The sequence below is a fragment of the Rhodopseudomonas sp. BR0G17 genome (assembly GCF_010907025.1).
GTDB lineage: Bacteria > Pseudomonadota > Alphaproteobacteria > Rhizobiales > Xanthobacteraceae > Rhodopseudomonas > Rhodopseudomonas palustris_H.
Genome location: NZ_QUML01000006.1, coordinates 123025 through 141601, shown reverse-complemented (window position 1 = coordinate 141601; position 18577 = coordinate 123025). Strand labels below are relative to the sequence as shown.

Annotated in this window: 16 protein-coding genes; 2 read left to right on the top strand and 14 right to left on the bottom strand. The window is 66.5% G+C overall.

The window, feature by feature from the left end; translation table 11 throughout:
* Positions 1-63: 63 nt before the first annotated feature.
* From pyrH to dnaE, 5 genes are all read right to left on the bottom strand, one after another.
* Positions 64-780: a UMP kinase gene (gene pyrH, locus DY467_RS07220; protein ID WP_164634887.1), complete on the bottom strand. Its 717-nt coding sequence runs from the start codon at positions 778-780 to the stop codon at positions 64-66.
* A 67-nt stretch (positions 781-847) separates the two neighbouring features.
* On the bottom strand, positions 848-1774 hold the full coding sequence (gene tsf, locus DY467_RS07215; RefSeq protein WP_107344821.1) for a translation elongation factor Ts: 927 nt from the start codon (positions 1772-1774) through the stop codon (positions 848-850).
* Between the two features lie 124 nt (positions 1775-1898).
* Positions 1899-2894 carry a 30S ribosomal protein S2 gene (locus DY467_RS07210; RefSeq protein ID WP_107344822.1) on the bottom strand — a complete coding sequence of 332 codons (996 nt, stop codon included), beginning with the start codon at positions 2892-2894 and terminating at the stop codon, positions 1899-1901.
* A gap of 234 nt (positions 2895-3128) precedes the next feature.
* A complete protein-coding gene (locus tag DY467_RS07205) occupies positions 3129-5606 on the bottom strand; it encodes a caspase family protein (protein ID WP_164634885.1) in 2478 nt (825 codons plus the stop codon).
* Positions 5607-5767: 161 nt separating this feature from the next.
* A complete protein-coding gene (gene dnaE, locus DY467_RS07200) occupies positions 5768-9223 on the bottom strand; it encodes a DNA polymerase III subunit alpha (RefSeq protein WP_164634883.1) in 3456 nt (1151 codons plus the stop codon).
* Between the two features lie 486 nt (positions 9224-9709).
* Here dnaE and DY467_RS07195 point away from each other — a divergent pair, with 486 nt between their 5' ends.
* Together DY467_RS07195 and DY467_RS07190 are read left to right on the top strand one after the other, a co-directional pair.
* Positions 9710-9952, top strand: a complete 243-nt coding sequence (locus tag DY467_RS07195) for a DUF3551 domain-containing protein (RefSeq protein WP_164634881.1) — start codon at positions 9710-9712, stop codon at positions 9950-9952.
* 108 nt (positions 9953-10060) lie between these two features.
* Positions 10061-10315, top strand: a complete 255-nt coding sequence (locus DY467_RS07190; RefSeq protein WP_164634880.1) for a DUF3551 domain-containing protein — start codon at positions 10061-10063, stop codon at positions 10313-10315.
* Between the two features lie 173 nt (positions 10316-10488).
* On the opposite strand, the gene DY467_RS07185 is transcribed toward DY467_RS07190, so the two are convergent.
* The 9 genes from DY467_RS07185 to mce form a co-directional block, all read right to left on the bottom strand.
* Positions 10489-11187 (bottom strand): ABC transporter ATP-binding protein, encoded by a 699-nt coding sequence (locus DY467_RS07185; RefSeq protein WP_107344826.1) that lies wholly within the window; start codon positions 11185-11187, stop codon positions 10489-10491.
* Between the two features lie 11 nt (positions 11188-11198).
* On the bottom strand, positions 11199-12479 hold the full coding sequence (locus DY467_RS07180; protein WP_164634878.1) for a lipoprotein-releasing ABC transporter permease subunit: 1281 nt from the start codon (positions 12477-12479) through the stop codon (positions 11199-11201).
* A gap of 79 nt (positions 12480-12558) precedes the next feature.
* Complete coding sequence (gene proS, locus DY467_RS07175; RefSeq protein ID WP_164571098.1) at positions 12559-13875, bottom strand: proline--tRNA ligase; 1317 nt, start codon at positions 13873-13875, stop codon at positions 12559-12561.
* A 175-nt stretch (positions 13876-14050) separates the two neighbouring features.
* Positions 14051-15658 carry a copper resistance CopC/CopD family protein gene (locus DY467_RS07170; RefSeq protein WP_164634876.1) on the bottom strand — a complete coding sequence of 536 codons (1608 nt, stop codon included), beginning with the start codon at positions 15656-15658 and terminating at the stop codon, positions 14051-14053.
* A complete protein-coding gene (locus DY467_RS07165) occupies positions 15655-16182 on the bottom strand; it encodes a YcnI family protein (protein ID WP_164634874.1) in 528 nt (175 codons plus the stop codon). Before DY467_RS07165 ends, DY467_RS07170 begins: the two co-directional genes overlap by 4 nt.
* Positions 16182-16721: a copper chaperone PCu(A)C gene (locus DY467_RS07160; RefSeq protein WP_107344831.1), complete on the bottom strand. Its 540-nt coding sequence runs from the start codon at positions 16719-16721 to the stop codon at positions 16182-16184. The genes DY467_RS07165 and DY467_RS07160 overlap by 1 nt, the downstream gene beginning before the upstream one ends.
* A 124-nt stretch (positions 16722-16845) precedes the next feature.
* Entirely contained in the window at positions 16846-17262 is a 417-nt protein-coding gene (locus DY467_RS07155; RefSeq protein WP_164634872.1) for a hypothetical protein, read from the bottom strand.
* Between the two features lie 589 nt (positions 17263-17851).
* Positions 17852-18133: a DUF1467 family protein gene (locus tag DY467_RS07150; RefSeq protein WP_107355913.1), complete on the bottom strand. Its 282-nt coding sequence runs from the start codon at positions 18131-18133 to the stop codon at positions 17852-17854.
* 3 nt (positions 18134-18136) lie between these two features.
* Entirely contained in the window at positions 18137-18541 is a 405-nt protein-coding gene (gene mce, locus DY467_RS07145; protein WP_011158483.1) for a methylmalonyl-CoA epimerase, read from the bottom strand.
* Positions 18542-18577 lie beyond the last annotated feature (36 nt).

Genomic DNA, 18577 nt, shown 5'->3' with positions numbered 1-18577 from the left:
CCGCCTCTCTGGTTTCTCGAATCTCATATCAACATCGGCGCGCGATACGCGCGTGATCGCTTATCAGCCCGCGACTACAGTGGCCCGTCCCGCGCCGCTGAGCACCGCGCCGATCGAACCGGGTTCGGCGATCGAGAACACGATGATAGGCAGCGAGGTTTCACGGGCAAGCGCGAAAGCCGTCGCATCCATCACCTTGTAGCCGCCGGCAAGCGCTTCGGAATGAGTGAGTTTCTCGAACCGCTTCGCATTCGGATCGAGCTTCGGATCGGCGCTGTAAACGCCGTCGACATTGGTCGCCTTGAGCACCGCTCCGGCGCCGATTTCAGCGGCCCGAAGCACGGCGGCAGTATCAGTGGTGAAATACGGATTGCCGGTGCCGGCGGCGAGCAGCGCGATGCCGCCCTCGGCAAGCGTCTGTTCGGCGGCAGCGCGGGTATAAAGCTCGCAGACTTCCGGCATCATCAATGCGGCCAGCGTGCGCGCCTTCTGGCCGTGACGCTGCAGCGCTTCGGTGAGCGCCAGGCAGTTCATCACGGTGGCCAGCATGCCCATGGTGTCGCCGGTGGTCCGGGACACGCCGCGGGCGGAAACTTCGACGCCGCGGAAGATGTTGCCGCCGCCGATCACGACGGCGATTTCGATGCCGAGGCCGCGTGCGGCGATCAGTTCGCCGGCGACGCGATCGATGGTGGCCTGATCGATACCGTAGTCCTGGGGACCGGCGAAGTATTCGCCCGACAGCTTGACCAGCACACGACGATAGATTGGCTCAGCCATGTTGCGGTCGCTCCCTTGAAGATTGGCTCCCGGCCCGAAGGCCGGGAGGATTTCGCGTGAGCCGCGATTACTTCTGGCCGGAAGCGGCAGCGACTTCGGCGGCGAAGTCGGAGGTCTGCTTCTCGATGCCTTCGCCGAGCGCGTAGCGCACGAAGCCGGTGATCTTGATCGGCGCACCGACCTTGCCTTCGGCTTCCTTGACCGCCTGCGCGACCGACTTGCCCTTCTCGTCGTGGATGTAGGCCTGCTCGAGCAGGCAGACTTCCTTGTAGTAGGTCTTCAGGCCGTTCTCGACGATCTTCTCGATCATGTTCTCCGGCTTGCCCTGCTGACGATACTTGTCGGCCATCACCTCGCGCTCGCGCTGCACGACAGCCGGATCGAGGCTGGTCGGATCGAGCGCTTGCGGGTTCGCAGCGGCGACATGCATCGCGAGCTGGCGGCCGAGGGTCGCAAGCTCGTCGGCCTTGCCGGCGGATTCGAGCGCGACGATCACGCCCATCTTGCCGGCGCCGTCGATCACCGCGTTGTGGATGTAGCTGGCGACCACGCCCTGCGACACGCTCAGCGCAGCGGCGCGGCGCAGCGTCATGTTCTCGCCGATGGTGGCGATCGCGTCGGCAATCGCGCCGGCCACGTTGGTCGAGCCGACCGGAGCTGCGTTGATCGCGTCGATATCGGCGCCGACCTTGAGCGCGACCTGGGCGATCATCTTGACCAGGCCCTGGAACTGCTCGTTGCGCGCGACGAAGTCGGTCTCGGAATTGACCTCGATGACAACGCCCTTGGTGCCGTCGGTCAGCGCGCCGATCAGACCTTCCGCGGCGACGCGGCCGGCCTTCTTGGCGGCCTTCGACAGGCCCTTCTTGCGCAGCCAATCGATCGCGGCGTCGATGTTGCCGTCGGTCTCGGCGAGCGCCTGCTTGCAATCCATCATGCCGACGCCGGTGGTCTCGCGCAGCTCCTTGACCATTGCTGCAGTAATCGTTGCCATCGCTAATAAGCCCTCTGCCTGTGAGTGCGACCGCGCAGCCGAAGCCCGCGGTTCGCAATCAGGAACACATCTCAGATTTTGACGACGGAACGATGCGGCCGGAAGCCGGCCACATCGCCTCGTATTACTCCGCCTCGGCGGTCAGCGACTTGGCCTGCGCCACCCAGGCATCGGCCCGGCTCGGCAGACCGAGCTCTTCGCCGATCTGATGCGCGGTGGCCTGATCGAGCTCGGCGAGCTGCCAGTAGTGGAAGATGCCGAGGTCGTTGAACTTCTTTTCGATCGCGCCGGACACGCCCGGCAGCTTCTTGAGGTCGTCCGGGGTACCACGCGGACCCGGCAGGCCCTGGAAGGTGGTCGCCTGCGCCGCCGGCAGGTCTTCACGCAGCGGCTGCGACGCCGCTCCGATGTCGACACCCATGTCGCCCTGCGCGCGCGAAATGCCGTCGATCACCGCACGAGCGACTAGGTCGCAGTACAGCGCGATCGCGCGGCCGGCGTCGTCGTTGCCCGGCACCAGATAGGTGATGCCCTTCGGATCGCAGTTGGTATCGACGATCGCAGCGACCGGGATGCCGAGACGCTGGGCTTCCTGGATCGCGATGTCTTCCTTGTTGGTATCGATCACGAAGATCAGGTCGGGCAGACCGCCCATGTCCTTGATGCCGCCGAGCGAGCGATTGAGCTTGTCGCGCTCGCGCTGCAGCTCCAGACGCTCCTTCTTGGTGTAGGCATTGGCGTCGGCCGAGCTCAGCACGTCTTCGAGGTGACGCAGGCGGCGGATCGAGCCCGAGATCGTCTTCCAGTTGGTCAGCGTGCCGCCGAGCCAGCGCGAGTTGACGAAGTACTGTGCCGAACGCTTGGCGGCGTCAGCCACGGCGTCCTGCGCCTGGCGCTTGGTGCCGACGAACAGCACGCGGCCGCCCTTGGCGACGGTGTCGCTGATCGCTTGCAGCGCGCGATGCAACAGCGGAACGGTCTGGGTCAGGTCGACGATGTGGATGTTGTTGCGGACGCCGAAAATGTAGTCCGCCATCTTCGGGTTCCAGCGATGCGACTGGTGACCGAAATGCACGCCAGCTTCGAGCAGCTGACGCATAGAGAATTCAGGAAGCGCCATTGTATCTTCTCCGGTTGGTTCCTCCGGAAACGTGTGGGCAACCGTGCCGAACTGGGGACGAATCCCTGCGCGGCCCGGTGCCACCGGACGGCCTTGTGAGCCATGTTTCCGTGTGAGATGGCGCGCGTTATAGCGGGATTCCCCGATAACGCAAGGCGGAGCGGCCGAGATCGCGCCTGGGAGTAGCGGACCGCGATGGCCGCGATCCGCCAGTTTGACCTGCCCTCGCCCTTATCAGCACTCCTTCACGCCCGGCGGGCACCGTTTGGCGGGGCCCGGCGGCCGCGGCGGCGGGGCAGCTCTTGGCGGTGCCGGCGGCCGCGGCGGAGCCACATGGGGCGGCGGCGGTGCCGCGCGAACCGGAGCCGGCGGCGGCGCCATCCGCGGAGCCGCATGCTGGGGCGGCGGCGGCGGAGCAACCCGAGGAGCCACGTGCATCGGCGGCGGCACCGGACGGGACACCGTCGGTGGCGCTGGCCGCTGGATCCGGGGAGCCGCAGGCGGCGGGCGACGGTCGACGGCTGCGCCGGGCGGCGGTCCCGCCGGTCTGGCGGGCGCCGTCACCGGCGGGGTCGGCCGCAGCCGGGCGGGAGCCTGCTGCGGGCGAACGGCTTCCGGACGCACGGCCGGACCTGCACCGGCTGGCGGCTGAGCTGCGGTCGGCTTCGGCGCCGGTCCGGCCGGTGGCGCGATGGCCCCGTTTTTGGCGGCGGCCGGTCCGCCTGGACCGAGCACTGGCCGACCAGGAGGTTGCGGCTGAGCGCCCGACGAAGCCCCCGGGCGAGCAGCGACACTCGGCGCGGGTGGCAATCCCTTGGTTCCAGGGACCGGCAGCTCCTGGCCGGCCGGTGCTGCGCCGCCGGGCGCGCCTGACCCCGGCCGGCCCTGCACCGTCGGCGGCGCAACGGCTGGTCCGGTCGGTTGGCTCGGCGGCGTGCCAGGAGCGGGCGTGGAAGCGGAGTTCGGCGCGGTCGCAGTCGGAGCCTGTGTCGGTGCGGCGGCGGGCTGCGCCAGCCGCGGGCCCTGCGGCTGAACGCCCGGACGTTGTGCAAACCCGCCGGGCGGCGTCGTGGCGATCGACGCGCTCTGCGGCACCGGCGCTTTGCCTTGCTGGATCAGCGTGGCGCGATGCAGCGCGGCGGCCGGCAGCGCCGCGCCCAGCACAGCGCCGGTGGCCACAGCAGCCGCCGTCGCTGCCGGCGCGCCGGGCGTTGCGATTGCAGGCCCGGTCGCCGGCGGGCTCACCACCGGCGCGGCCGGGTTAGCGGGAGCAGCCGGCGGCTGGTTGATCACCTGATTGATGACCGTGGTGTTGTGGATGTTGGCGAAGATGATGTTGTTCGGCGGCGGCTGCACATAGACCGGCGGCCGGACATAGGCCGGGATCGGCACGAACAACGGCCGCGGCAGATAGAACAGGCCGATCGGCGGCGGCGGTGGCGGCAGCACCACGAAGTCCGGCGGCGGTGGCGGCAGGAAGAACACCGGCGGCGGTGGCGGCGGCGCGAAGTCGAACACCGGATCGCTGAACATCAGCACCGGCCGGTCGACATAGACGATCTCGTCCGGCGGCGGCGGCGGCACGTCGTAGTCGATCACCGTGAAGCTCGGCGGCGGCTCCAGCGCAGCGGAGAGGATTTCCAGCCGGCGCCGGGCGTCCGCGGCGTGCGGGCCGCGCGGATAGCGGCGCAGATACGACCAATAGGCGTCCGGCGTATCGACGCGATACGTCCGCCGCCAAGTAATCGCCTCACGCCGCGCGGCGACGATCGCCCTCACCCGCTTGGCCAGCGGATCATTGGGATAGGCCGCGAGAAAGTCTTCGTAAGCCTGCAGCGTGTCGCGATCGAGCGCAGCCGCATAAGCTTCTGCGGCGCCCATGTCGCGGATCGGCTTGCTGCGCAGCGCCTGATCCGGCGCCGGCAGCGGCGGCGCATCGGGCGCGCGATCGAAGAACATGAAGTTCGACTCCACGCTCTGCGTATCCCACGGCACCTGCGCGCCCTTGGTCGTTTCATTGACGCGCAGCCGCACACGATCAAAAAGCTGCGGCAGCGTCAGGCCGCCGGTGCGGATCATCTCGGCCAGTGCTTGCGCATAGACGCCGTAAGCGCCCCGCTCCTCCGGCGCCACCGTGCCGGGCGCGGCGTTGAAGGCGATCAGCATCTTCGGGTTCGGCTCGACCATCGCCAGCCCCGAGGCGATCGATCCGCCGGGCACGAACGGCTGCTCGCGCGCCAGATCGAGCACCACGACGCTGGTCTTCAGCGGCAGCGCCGCAAGCTGGCGTAGATAGTCGCTGATGCGCAGGCCTTCAGTGGGAATTTCCGTATCGCGCGACAGCCGCGAGTCGACCGGGATGAAGTAATTCTCGCCGGCGTATTGCACGCCGTAGCCGGCGAGATACACCGCTGCGACCGTGTCGGGACCGGCGTCCTCGGCCTTCTTCACAAAGTCGCGAAACGCGCCCCGCAGCGTGTCGCCGTCGAGGTCCCGCGCGCCGCTGACGTCGAAGCCGGCCGCCTGCAAGGTCTGCGCGATCAGGCCGCCATCATTGGCGGCGGTGGAGAGCGGCGCCTTGGCATAGGCGCCATTGCCGATCACCAGCGCGATGCGTTTTTCCTGCTGCTGCGCAGCCGCGGGACCAACCGGCCCGGCGATCAGCACAACGAGGATGGTGGAGACGACCGAAAAAAGATGATTGAGACGCATGGCCGGGACCCATTGCAAGGGCGCAGCCGGAACCGGCGCAGCGCCGCGGATCGCATTTCAGCGCGTCCCAATCTGAACGGCGATTGAACAATCCGCGACCGGTTCGCGGACAAATACCGCCCTCGCCGTCCGTTTTCCGTGACGCGAGAACAAGGCGATGGTCAAAGCGTTTCGACGTGCTCGACGCCGGTCACGGCCTTGATCGCGCCGGCGATCTGCGGCGACACATGGTAGCGCCCGGGAATATCGAACTCGACCTCGGTCTGCGGATCGAGCCGCAGCACCAGCGCGATGTTGCCGCCCGCCACCTTGGTCTCCGGCGGCTGCAGCCGCTTGGCGACCGAGTCGAGGAATTTGGTATCGCGCAGAAAGATACGCAGGCCCTTCTGAGTCTTCGCCGCCGCGGCGTCGAGCGGCTCGGCGTGCAGCACCCGGGCGCGCACATCCTCACCCTGGAGTTCGGCGCCGAGCTGCATCAGCACCGCAGCCCCCGGCTCCAGCACCTCGCGATACTGTGCGAGACCTTCGGAGAACAGCACCGCCTCGAAATGCCCGGTTGGGTCGGACAGGCCCATGATGCCCATCTTGTTGCCGGTCTTGGTCCGCCGCTCCATCCGCGACACCACGGTGGCGGCGACCTTGCCGGCGGTGGCGCCGGATTTCACCGCCTTGCAGAACTCGGTCCAGGACTGCACCCGCAACCGCTTCAAGGCGGTGGCGTAGTCATCGAGCGGATGGCCGGACAGGAAGAAGCCGATCGCATCGTATTCACGGCGCAGCCGCTCCGCCGGCAGCCACGGCTCGAGCTGCGGCAGAATGATCGACGGCGCATCCGACAGACCGCCGAACATGTCGTTCTGACCGCTGGTGGCGGCTTCATGATTGCGCTGGCAGGCCGCGACGATGGCGTCGGCACCCGCAAACACTGCCGCACGGTTCGAGTTGAGGCAATCGAACGCACCGGCCGCCGCAAGACATTCGATGACGCGCTTGTTGATGGCGCGCGGATTGACCCGTGCGGCGAAGTCGGCGAGCGAGGCAAACGGCCGATCGCCCCTCGCCTCGACAATCTGTTGCACCGCCTGCATGCCGACGCCCTTCAGGCCGGCGAGTGCGTAGTAGATCGTGTTCGGACCGACCTCGAAGGTGGCACCGGAGCGGTTGACCGACGGCGCTTCGACCTTGATGCCGAGCCGCTGCGCCTCGGCGCGGAATTCCGACAGCTTGTCGGTGTTGTGGATTTCCAGCGTCATCGACGCGGCGAGGAATTCCACCGGATAGTGCGCCTTCATATACGCGGTGTGGTACGACACCAGCGCATAGGCGGCCGCGTGGCTCTTGTTGAAGCCGTAGTCGGCGAACTTGGCGAGCAGGTCGAAGATGGTGTCTGCAGCGTCCTTGGCGACGCCATTCTTCACCGCGCCTTCGACGAAGATGGCGCGCTGCTTGTCCATCTCGGCGCGGATCTTCTTACCCATCGCGCGGCGCAGCAGGTCGGCGTCGCCGAGCGAGTAGCCGGCCATCACCTGCGCGATCTGCATCACCTGTTCCTGGTAGATGATGACGCCGAACGTCTCCTTCAGGATCGGCTCCAGCATCGGATGCAGATATTGGGGCTCCTCGTCGCCGTGTTTGCGGGCGCAATAGGTCGGGATGTTGGCCATCGGGCCCGGGCGATACAGCGCCACCAGCGCGATGATGTCTTCGAACCGGTCGGGGCGCATGTCGATCAGCGCCCGCCGCATGCCCGCGCTTTCCACCTGGAACACGCCGACGACGTCGCCGCGGGCCAGCATCTGATAACTCGGCGCGTCGTCGATCGGCAGCGTGTGCAGGTCGACATGGATGTCGCGCTGCTTGAGCAGCTTCACCGCCACGTCGAGCGTGGTCAGCGTCTTCAGGCCGAGGAAGTCGAACTTCACCAGGCCCGCCGGTTCGACCCATTTCATGTTGAACTGAGTCACCGGCATGTCGGATTTCGGATCGCGATACAGCGGCACCAGGTCGCTGAGCGGGCGATCGCCGATCACGATGCCGGCCGCGTGGGTCGAGGCGTGACGGGTCAGACCTTCGAGCTTCTGCGCGATGTCGAATGCGCGCGCCACGATCGGGTCTTCGTCGCGCGCCGCCTGCAGCTTCGGCTCGCCTTCGATCGCCTGCTTCAGCGTGATCGGCGCCGCGGGATTCTGCGGCACCAGCTTGGTCAGCTTGTCGACCTGACCGTACGGCATCTGCAGCACGCGGCCGACGTCGCGCAGCACGCCGCGAGCCTGCAGCGTACCGAAGGTGATGATCTGCGCCACCTGATCGCGGCCATAGCGATGCTGCACGTATTCGATCACTTCGCCGCGGCGATCCTGGCAGAAGTCGATATCGAAGTCCGGCATCGAGACGCGTTCGGGATTGAGGAAGCGCTCGAACAGCAGGCCGAACCGGATCGGGTCGAGGTCGGTAATCGTCAGCGAATACGCCACCAGCGAGCCTGCGCCCGAACCACGGCCCGGACCGACCGGAATGCCGTGAGCCTTGGCCCATTTGATGAAGTCCGACACGATCAGGAAGTAGCCCGCGTATTTCATGCGGGTGATGACGTCGAGCTCGAAGGCGAGCCGCTTGTTGTAGTCCTCTTCGGTCGTCCCCGGCGACAGGCCGTGAACGCTGAGCCGCTTGGCGAGGCCCTGCTCGGCCTGGCGGCGCAGTTCGGCCGCTTCGGCGGCGGCCGCTTCCGCCGCGTCGCTGACGCTGGCGCCGACGGTGAACAGCGGCAGGATCGGCTTGCGGGTCAGCGGCCGATAGGCGCAGCGCTGCGCGATCTCCACCGTCGAGGCGAGTGCCTCGGGCAGATCGGCGAACAGCACCGCCATCTCGGCGCGGGTCTTGAAGCGGTGGTCAGGAGTAAGCTGGAGCCGATCGGTCTCGGCGATCAGCTTGCCGGAGGCGATACACAGCAGCGCATCGTGCGCCTCGTAATCCTCGGTGCTGGCGAAATGCGGCTCGTTGGTCGCGACCAGCGGCAGGCCCTTGTCGTAAGCGAGATCGATCAGGCCGCCTTCGGCGCGGCGCTCGGCCTCGGTGCCATGACGCTGCAGTTCGACATACAGCCGATCGCCGAACGCCTGCTGCAGCCGCTCGCAGCGCTGCGCGGCGAGCGCCGGATCGGTCAGCATCGCCAGCGAGATCGGCCCGTCCGGGCCGCCGGTCAGCGCGATCACGCCGTCGGTTTCGCCCGCCAACCATTCGAGCTTGACGTGCGGCACCTGATTGACCGGCGTCTCCAGGAACGCCCGTGAGTTCAGCCGCATCAGGCTGCGATAGCCCTGCTCGCGCGCTGCCAGCAGCACGATCCGCGCCGGCGTCGCCAAGGCGCCATGGCGCGAGTTCGGATCCTGGTCGCCGAAGTCGATGCCGAGTTCGAGGCCGACGATCGGCTGAATGCCATAGCCCGACAGCTTGTCGGAGAATTCCAGACCGCCGAACATGTTGTCGGTGTCGGTCAGGGCCAGCGCCGGTTGCCGGTCGGCCTTCGCCAGCTCGGCCAGCTTGGCGACTTTCATCGAGCCTTTCAGCAACGAATAGGCCGAGTGGACGTGCAGATGGACGAATCCGGCGTTGCTCATCGGCGCGGCGGCTCTTCAGACAAACGTGCGGGTTGGGACGAGTGGTTTGCGGAACCGGTCGCCGTCACGGCAACCGACTCGGAAGCCCAATGGTGGGCTCCCTCACCCTTCACCGCAAGCATCGGCGGCGACCTTATCCCCGCTATGCCGAAGCGGTCGCAACGCTTGCCCGCGCTTAGGCCTGCGCCAACACCTGAGCCCACACCGCCACCATGCCGATGAACAGTGCAATCGACGTCAGCGCCGCAGCTTCTTGGATGAAGATCTTCAACATCGTCCGCCTCCCTGACCTTGTGAACATAACAAGAACAATGTTCTCATTTCGTTCTAGAGTCAAGCAAGCGGCCGGCGCAGCAACCTGGACCGTTAATGAGACGTTACTATCCCCGGAATTCACCGGCCCGGCCCCGCATTGACGGTCATTCGGGATTGGCGCACGGAACGAAAGGCGCGCGGCTTATGAACCGCGCAGCAGCGGAGGCGACGATGCGGATTGGAGCGATGGTGCTGCTGGCCGGGCTGGCGCTGCCGGGAGCAGCTTCGGCACAGCCTTACGACAACTACCCGGTATGCCTGCGGGTGTATGGCCCGGTGCGCTACGACGAGTGCCGCTACACATCGATCGACCAGTGCAAACCGGCCGCATCCGGGATCGCCGCTCAGTGTCTGACCAATCCGTGGTATCAGCCGCCGGCGGGGGCCGGTTCGCGCCGCGCCCGGCGGCATTGAGCCGGCGCATGTGCGCCGACCCTGCGCCGTCATAGATTTCTGTCACACTCTCGGGTGCGCCGAGTCGCCGCCACCGCGACCGGCTGCTCAACAAGGATCCGAACGAAGATGCGCAAGCTGCTCCTGATCGCGATGCTCGCCGGCCTCGGCCTGACCACCACCGCCGAGGCGCGGGATTATCCGGTCTGCCTGCGGGTGTATCAGAGCTATCACGACTGGTACGACGAGTGCAGCTACGACACCATGGCGCAGTGCCGGATGTCGGCCTCGGGCCGCAGCGCCGATTGCATGACCAACCCGTGGTACACCGCGCCCCAGCAGCAGCCGACCAAGAAGAAGCGCAAGCATCGCCGTCAGAACTGAGGACGAGCGCGGCTCTTCCCATGCCCTGTCATTCCGGGCGCGCGCAAGCGCGAACCCGGAATCCCGAGATGTTCTGCGTTGAGGCGCTTCACCCCGCACCGCGAGATTCCGGGTCCGCTCGCTAACGCGAGCGCCCGGAATGACGTGCTAATAATGGGCTGAAGCCGAGCGCCCTATTCCAGCTCGACCACGACGCCGTCCTGCAGCGAGACGCGGCGGTCCATGCGGGCGGCGAGCTCCATGTTGTGGGTGGCGATCAGCATCGCCACCTGGGTCGCCTTGACCAGCTGCATCAGCGCGTTGAACACGTAATCAGCGGTGTGCGGATCGAGATTGCCGGTCGGCTCGTCGGCGAACAGCACGCGGGGCGCATTGGCCACCGCGCGGGCGATCGCGACGCGCTGTTGCTCACCGCCCGACAATTCCGACGGCCGATGGGTGATGCGGTCGGCGAGCCCCAGATAGGACAGGATTTCCTTGGAGCGGCTGATCGTCTCTTTGCGCTTCAGGCCGCGGATCATCTGCGGCAGCATGACGTTTTCCAGCGCGGTGAATTCCGGCAAGAGCCGGTGCGACTGGTAAACGAAGCCGATGTCGGTGCGGCGGATCTGGGTGCGCTCGGCATCGGTCAGCGCCGACGTCGCCGCGCCGCTGACATAGACCTCGCCCTCATCGGGATGCTCGAGCAGCCCGGCGATATGCAGCAGCGTCGACTTGCCCGAACCGGACGGCGCCACCAGCGCCACCGACTGCCCCGCCCAGAGCGCCAGCCTGGCGCCGTCGAGGATTGTGAGCGTCGCCTCGCCTTGCGAATACTGGCGCTTGATGTCGTGAAGGTACACGACCGGGATGTCTTCGGCGCCCTGCTCCATCGTGTTTCGCCTTACTCGTAGCGCAGCGCGTCGACCGGATCGAGGCGCGCGGCGCGCCAAGACGGGTACAGCGTGGCGAGGAACGACAGCGTCAGCGCCATGATCACCACCGCGCTGGTCTCGGCGAAATCGATCTCAGCCGGCAGCTTCGACAGGAAATACAGCTCCGGCGAGAACAGCTCGGTGTTGGTGACCCAGGACAGGAACTGCCGGATCGACTCGATGTTCATGCACACCAGCACGCCGACGAAGAACCCGGTCAGCGTGCCGACCACGCCGATCGCCGCGCCGGTGATCAGGAACACCCGCATGATCGAGCCCTGGCTCGCGCCCATGGTGCGCAGGATTGCGATATCGGCGCCCTTGTCCTTCACCAGCATGATCAGGCCGGAGATGATGTTGAGCGCCGCCACCAGCACGATCAGCGTCAGGATCAGGAACATGACGTTGCGCTCGACCTGGAGCGCGTTGAAGAACGTCGAATTGCGCTGGCGCCAGTCGACCAGGAACACCGGCCGCCCGGCGGCTTCGGTCACCGCCTTGCGGAAGACGTCGATGCGGTCGGGAATGTCGGTATAGACCTCGATCGCGGTGACGTCGTTGGCGCGGTTGAAATACGCCTGCGCTTCCTTCAGCGGCATGAACACGAAGGTCGAGTCGTATTCGGACATGCCGATCTCGAACACCGCCGCCACCTTATAGGGCTTGATCCGCGGCGTGGTGCCCATCGGCGTCACGGCGCCGCGCGGCGCCACCAGCGTGATGCTGTCGCCGGCGTGCAGCGACAGCTGATCGGCGAGCCGGCGTCCGATTGCGACGCCCTGGCTGTCGTCGAAGCCTTCCAGCGTGCCCTGCTTGAGGTGATTGGCGATCGACGACAGATGATTGAGGTCGTCGGCGCGGATGCCGCGCACGAACACGCCCGAGGCGTTGAACGGCGACGATGCCAGCGCCTGGCCGTCCACCACCGGAGCTGCGAGCTTGATGCCCTGCACGCCGCTGAGCCGGTCGGCAACATCCTTCCAGTCCGTCAGCGGGCTTTCCAGCGGCTGCACCAGGAGGTGGCCGTTGAGGCCGAGGATCTTGTCGAGCAGCTCTTTGCGGAAGCCGTTCATCACCGCCATGACGATGATCAGCGTCGCCACCCCGAGCATGATGCCGAGGAACGAGAACCCGGCGATCACCGAGATGAACCCCTCACGCCGGCGCGCGCGCAGATAGCGCCCGGAAATGAGCCATTCGAATGGCGCAAAAGGAGGAGTTCGAACTGGCTCGTTCATGGCGTGATCCATAGTCCGAATTTCACACGATTCGGGCTTTATCTGGCCGACGCCGCCCTCGCCGTTCAGGCCCGCGGTGGATAAGTGCCTATTACGTCAGACGTGCGACCACATCGGCGAGCGCGAGATTTTCGCGCGACCCGTCGCTGCGGCGTTTGAGTTCGACCTTGCCTTCGGCGAGCCCGCGCGGACCGACGTGGATCTGCCACGGAATGCCGATCAGGTCCGCAGTCGCGAACTTGGCGCCAGCGCGCTGATCGGTGTCGTCGTACAGAACGTCGACGCCCTTGGCCGACAGCTCGCGATACAGCTGGTCGCAGGCCGCGTCGGTCGCGGCGTCGCCCTGCTTCAGATTGAGGATCGTCACGCGGAACGGCGCCACTGCCTCCGGCCAGATGATGCCGTTGTCGTCGTGGCAGGCCTCGATGATCGCGCCGACCAGCCGCGACACGCCGACGCCGTAGGAGCCGCCGTGGATCGGCGCATCGGTCCCGTCCGGACCGGTGACGTTCGCCTTCATCGAGTCGGAATACTTGGTGCCGAAGTAGAAGATCTGGCCGACCTCGATGCCACGGGTGTTGAGGCGGTTGGCCTCCGGCACTTCGCTCTCATAGCGCGCCGCCTCGTGAACGTCCTCGGTCGCCGCATAGACCGAGGTCCACTGCTTGATGATCGGGGTCAGGTCGCCGTCGTAGTCGACGTTCTCGTCCGGCACCGGCAGGTTCAGCACGTCGCGGTCGATGTAGACGCCAGACTCGCCGGTCTCGGCCAGCACGATGAATTCGTGGCTGAGATCACCGCCGATCGGGCCGGTCTCGGCGCGCATCGGGATCGCTTTCAGGCCCATCCGCGCGAAGGTGCGCAGGTAAGCGACGAACATCTTGTTGTAGGACTTGCGCGCGCCGGCTTCGTCGACGTCGAACGAGTACGCGTCCTTCATCAGGAATTCGCGGCCGCGCATCACGCCGAAACGCGGACGCTGCTCGTCGCGGAATTTCCATTGAATATGATAGAGATTCAGCGGCAGGCTCTTGTAGGACTTGATGTAGGCCCGGAAGATCTCGGTGATCATTTCCTCGTTGGTCGGGCCGTACAGCAATTCCCGCTTATGCCGGTCGGCGATCCGCAGCATCTCCGGACCGTAGGCATCGTAGCGGCCGCTTTCGCGCCACAGGTCGGCGAGCTGCAGGGTCGGCATCAGCAGTTCGATCGCGCCGGCGCGGTTCTGCTCCTCGCGGACGATCTGCTCGATCTTCTTCAACACCCGATGGCCGAGCGGCAGCCAGGCGTAGATGCCGGCCGCCTCCTGCCGCAGCATGCCGGCACGCAGCATCAGCCGGTGCGAGACGATCTCGGCCTCCTTCGGGTTTTCCTTCAGGATCGGCAGGAAGAATCGCGACAAACGCATGGGATTTGCTCGGAGAATCGGGTGGAAGCTAATTTTGCGCCAGTGAAACCGGATCGGACGCGAAAACACAAGGGCGGGAGCCGCGCAACTCTGCAATTCGGGCCGGATTGGCCGGTGCTCAGGTCGGTGCGGGACACTTGCGGTCTAGCACGGCGACCGGGTGCTCGGCACCCGACTATCGAATCACGATCGGGGTTTCGAGGTTCACCTTCTCGAAATCCGAGATCAGGATGCCGAGCGTCAGCGTCCATTTTCCAGGCACGGGCGCCGTCAGCCGTGCTCGCCAGGGTCCGTCCGCCGTCCTCCGCGCCTCGGCGCTGAGCGGCTCGATCCCGGCATCAGGCTTAGCCAGCGTCACGGTCAGCGCCTGCGCGGCAAGCGGCGCCTCCTCGGCCGTCTGCAGCAGCACCTCGATCTCGACAGGCCCGGCTCGGGCGGGCGCCAGCGTCACCGTGGCCATCGCCCGCTCAGCGTGGAGATGCACCATCTCCGAGGCTGCCACCGACTGAGGTGCAGCGCTGCGCGGCGGCGGCGTGAACCGCCACAGCCCGACCACGCCCAGGATGGCAATCACCAGCACCAGCTCGGCCACGATGCTGGCCCGCATTCTCCGCACCGCCGACACCTCGCCGGCCAGCAGCAGCGGCGTCAGCCGCACCCGGTTCCACAGCGCCAGAGCGAGCAGGACGCCAACCAGCGCCAGCTTGGCGATCAGCACGCGGCCATAATCGCTCTGCCACAGCACATCGATCCGGCCGAGTTCGATCGCCGCCAAAGCGATGCCGCTGATCAGCAGCATTACGATCGCCAGCGGGATGGCCTTGGAAAACCGCCGCAGCGTCGCCGGCGCCGCATCGCGCCCACCGACCGCAATCGCCAACGGCAACAGTGCGCCGATCCATAGCGCCAGACTGACGCCATGCAGCCAGACGGCGGCACCGGAGAGCGCGCGCGGCTCGGCTGTGGCCGCATGTCCGCTGACGGCGAACGCTGTGCCGAGGCTCACCACGGCGCCGAGCGACAACAGCCGCGCGTTCCAGCCGCGCCAGCGCAGCGCCAACAGTGTCAGGACGAAGGCCATCCCGGACAGCGCGGCCGCATCGCCGAACGAACCCGAAGCACCGGCGCGCCACACCGCGGCCTCGCCGAGCCGGGCCAGCGGCAGATCGAGCGCGTCCAGCCCTTGCAGGCCGGCCGACAACACGACGGTGGCCAAGCCGAGCAGCGCGAGTCCAGTGGTCAGCATCGCTGCGCCCGCGACCGGTGCCGCTGCGATCCAGGCCAGGAACGCCGCGCCGCCGACGGCGGTGAGCAGCGTGAAGCCGACCAGGATGCGCGTCGCCCAAATCGCGGTGCGGCGCGCCGGGTCGTCCGGCACGATGATCGGCGGCAGCCTTTGGCCGGGCGTGCCGATCCAGAACGTCAGCGCGCCGCCAATCGGGTGGCCATCGGCGGAGACCACCCGCCAGCTCAGCACATGGGCGCCCTCGCCGAGCGCGGCCGGCGGCGCAAACCGAAGGGTCGCGCCATCCTGGTCGATCGCCGTGATCGCCTGGCTGCGGCCGCGCGCGTCGATCAGTTGCAGCAGCAGCGCGATGACCGGTTCGTTGAAGGTCAGCGAGAAAGTGTTGGGCGGCGTTGCCAGCACCGCTTCAGAAGCGGGATCGCTGGCGACGAGGCTGGCATGCGCGGCCGCGAGCGCCGGCCACAGCAGCACGGCGATCGCCGTGATCCAGGCCAGCCAGCGCCCGCGGCGGCGCGTGTGAATATAGCCCGCCGTCACGGCGCCTTCGGCTTCAGCCGCAGCGCCGGGGCCGGCTCATGCAGGGCGTCGGACTTCTGTCCCGAGGCAGGAATCTCGATCCAGCGCGAAACGCCCTTTTCGCATTCCTGCACCACCGGGAAGTACAGCGTCTTCCCGGCAGCGTCGGGCAGTTTCATCACCAGACCGAAGGTGTCGTAGAGGTTGTCCGGGAGCGGCCCGCCGCGCCAGGTCACCTCGTCGACGGTCTCGGTGATGGTCTTGCCGTGCAGCTTCGGCTGTTCGCCCTCAATCTTGCGGGTCTTGATGTCGACCGACCAGCCCGGCTTCATCTGCGGCTTCACCGACAGCACGCCGTCCGGAATCTTGACCCGGACCGCAAGCGTTGCGCTGCCGTCGCAGCCATGCGGCACGCTGAACGCCGCCTGGAAGTAATTGCCCGCCGTGGCCTCGTTCGGCTGCAGCGTAACGTGAGCCAGCGCCGGCGCGGCGCCGAGCGCGGCGGCCGCGAGGGCCGCCGCTGCCGATACGGATCGCAACCGCATCACTTCTTCATCCCGTGGCCGCTGTGATCCATCGTGCCATGGTCCATCTTCATCATGCTGCCGCCGGCATCGCCCGGCGCCTTGGCACCGACGCCTTCGACGTCGAGCGTCACCTGCACCTTGCCGGCCTTTTCGAACTGCAGCGTCATCGGCACCTTGTCGCCCTGCTTCAGCGGGCCTTTCAGATCCATCAGCATGATGTGGTAGCTGCCCGGCATCAGCGTCACGGTCTTGCCGGGCTCGATCGGCAGCCCCTTGTCGAGCGGGCGCATCTTCATCACCCCGTTGTCCATCGACATCTCGTGGATCTCGACCTTGCCGGCGATGTCGGCGGTGCCGGACACCAGACGGTCGGCGCTGCTGCCCTTGTTCTCGATGGTGAGGAAGCCGCCGGCAACCTTGGCGCCGCCCGGGGTGGCGCGGCTCCACGACTGGCTGATCACCAGATCGCCGGCCTTGACCTCGGCGGCCTGCACGGCGGCGGTCGACAGCAAAGTGGCGACGGCGACGGACGCAACGCTGCGGATGAACATCTTCATGGGTGGGTCTTTCTGTCAGTTGAGGAAGTCAGAACGAAAGCCACGTCAGGCGCGTTCCCGGCGATTGCGGGGCACGCGCCGTCCGGCGATTGTCGAACATTGAAAAGAGCGGCGGACGCCGCGGTCAGGCAGAGGCTGAGACCAGAACCGGCGGCCCGCGCGCCTGGGCGTGAGCGAACGAGCGACGGTCGGCCGGCGCCGAATCGGCAAGGTGCCAGACCACCACTTCGGCAAACCGCGCCACCACGAAATCCTGCGGCGGCAGAGCCGGCACCGGCGCACCGCTGAGGCCGACGGCGCAGATCGCGCAGCAGCCGGAGTCGTGCGCCGACGGTAAAGCGGCATGTGACGCCTGCCCCGGCTTCGCCATCTCGGCGCACAGCGGCGCGACGCCGACCGGATCGGCGATCGTGCTGGCAATGAACCGCACCGCGCCGATTGGCGCCAAAAGCTGCACCAGCACCACCACAGCAACCAACGGAATCAGCCGCCCGAGGCGTCGGCGCAGCGCAGACAGTCCTTTGGGCGAGTGAATTATCATGCAGGTCGGTTGCGTTCGGTTGACCAACGCAGCATCGCACAGCTCGGCAACCGCGCCAAACGAAACTGCAAACCGCGTGCAGCTGGCGAGTTCTCGTTCATTTCACGTCTTGCCTTAAATTTGAACATTCGTTGCCGTGAATGATGACAAGACGCTTAGAATAGGCTACCAATGTGGCTACAGGCTGAGCCTTGCGGCGAAGGTCTGAGTGGTCCAAGTCTCGGGAGGAACCCTGACGTTCACCAACGAACGTCGCCCGGCCAAACAATACGAACAACTATTCGGGGAAATTATAGGGTCGACAAGTTTTTTAGCAGGGCGCCGCGCCCTGCTTTTTCTTTTTCAGCGCCATTTCGGCACTATTTTTCATTCGACGAATCGCCAAGCAGCCGACACCGCTCGCGGGCGAATCCAACCCAGATACATTTGGCAAAAAGAGCCGCTGCGCGTCCGCGACTCGTAGGATCGATTGAACGCAGCGAAATTCATCGCCGCGAATCGTGCATGCGCCCGTGAGGCTCGCTGCGCTCAACACGCAGCGCCGAACCACAGCATGTCGCCACGACAGCGATTAACGCGGTGTGCGGCCCTACAGAGGCAGATTCATCAGCTTGGCGAGACGATCGATACCGAGCCAGCCGGAACGATACGCGTAAAGTGCGACGGCGAAGATCACCGCTGAGATCAGCGTGGTCCACAGCGCCTTGCGCGCCAGCAGCGTTGCCACTGGGGCGCCGGGATCGGTGCCGGGAGACGGCCCCTCACCTTCGCTCTCGGCGTGACTGCGCACGCCGAACGGCAGCGTCACGAACAACACGATCCACCATAAGACGAAGTAGATCGCGAGCAGCCCGGCGATGGTGGAGGCCATCGATCAGGCTTGTTCGATCTCGACCAGCGCGCCGGAGAAATCCTTCGGATGGAAGAACAGCACCGGCTTGCCGTGCGCGCCGATCTTCGGATTGCCGTCGCCGAGCACCCGCGCGCCTTCCTTGGTCAGGCGGTCGCGCGCTTCGATGATGTCCGGCACTTCGTAGCAGACGTGGTGAATGCCGCCGTCCGCGTTGCGCTCGAGAAACTTGGCGATCGGCGAGGCTTCGCCGAGCGGCTGGATGAACTCGATCTTGGTGTTCGGCAGGGTCACGAACACGGTGATGACGCCGTGCTCCGGCAGCGGCACCGCTTCCGAGATCGCCGCGTCGAAGCCGGCGCCATAGACCTTGGCGGCCTGCACCGCATCCTTCACCGCGATCGCCACGTGGTTGAGCCGCCCGAGCATGGTCACCCTCTTTCGTTGTCGTGTTCTTGTTGGTGT

What these genes read in the sequence shown, in the direction of transcription:
- dnaE (WP_164634883.1), bottom strand. Translation starts at nt 9,223, where the DNA reads ATGAGCAACGCCGGATTCGTCCATCTGCACGTCCACTCGGCCTATTCG.
- pyrH (WP_164634887.1), bottom strand. Translation starts at nt 780, where the DNA reads ATGGCTGAGCCAATCTATCGTCGTGTGCTGGTCAAGCTGTCGGGCGAA.
- DY467_RS07165 (WP_164634874.1), bottom strand. Translation starts at nt 16,182, where the DNA reads ATGCGGTTGCGATCCGTATCGGCAGCGGCGGCCCTCGCGGCCGCCGCG.
- DY467_RS07185 (WP_107344826.1), bottom strand. Translation starts at nt 11,187, where the DNA reads ATGGAGCAGGGCGCCGAAGACATCCCGGTCGTGTACCTTCACGACATC.
- DY467_RS07210 (WP_107344822.1), bottom strand. Translation starts at nt 2,894, where the DNA reads ATGGCGCTTCCTGAATTCTCTATGCGTCAGCTGCTCGAAGCTGGCGTG.
- DY467_RS07205 (WP_164634885.1), bottom strand. Translation starts at nt 5,606, where the DNA reads ATGCGTCTCAATCATCTTTTTTCGGTCGTCTCCACCATCCTCGTTGTG.
- mce (WP_011158483.1), bottom strand. Translation starts at nt 18,541, where the DNA reads ATGCTCGGGCGGCTCAACCACGTGGCGATCGCGGTGAAGGATGCGGTG.
- DY467_RS07180 (WP_164634878.1), bottom strand. Translation starts at nt 12,479, where the DNA reads ATGGATCACGCCATGAACGAGCCAGTTCGAACTCCTCCTTTTGCGCCA.
- tsf (WP_107344821.1), bottom strand. Translation starts at nt 1,774, where the DNA reads ATGGCAACGATTACTGCAGCAATGGTCAAGGAGCTGCGCGAGACCACC.
- DY467_RS07150 (WP_107355913.1), bottom strand. Translation starts at nt 18,133, where the DNA reads ATGGCCTCCACCATCGCCGGGCTGCTCGCGATCTACTTCGTCTTATGG.
- DY467_RS07160 (WP_107344831.1), bottom strand. Translation starts at nt 16,721, where the DNA reads ATGAAGATGTTCATCCGCAGCGTTGCGTCCGTCGCCGTCGCCACTTTG.
- DY467_RS07195 (WP_164634881.1), top strand. Translation starts at nt 9,710, where the DNA reads ATGCGGATTGGAGCGATGGTGCTGCTGGCCGGGCTGGCGCTGCCGGGA.
- DY467_RS07190 (WP_164634880.1), top strand. Translation starts at nt 10,061, where the DNA reads ATGCGCAAGCTGCTCCTGATCGCGATGCTCGCCGGCCTCGGCCTGACC.
- proS (WP_164571098.1), bottom strand. Translation starts at nt 13,875, where the DNA reads ATGCGTTTGTCGCGATTCTTCCTGCCGATCCTGAAGGAAAACCCGAAG.
- DY467_RS07155 (WP_164634872.1), bottom strand. Translation starts at nt 17,262, where the DNA reads ATGATAATTCACTCGCCCAAAGGACTGTCTGCGCTGCGCCGACGCCTC.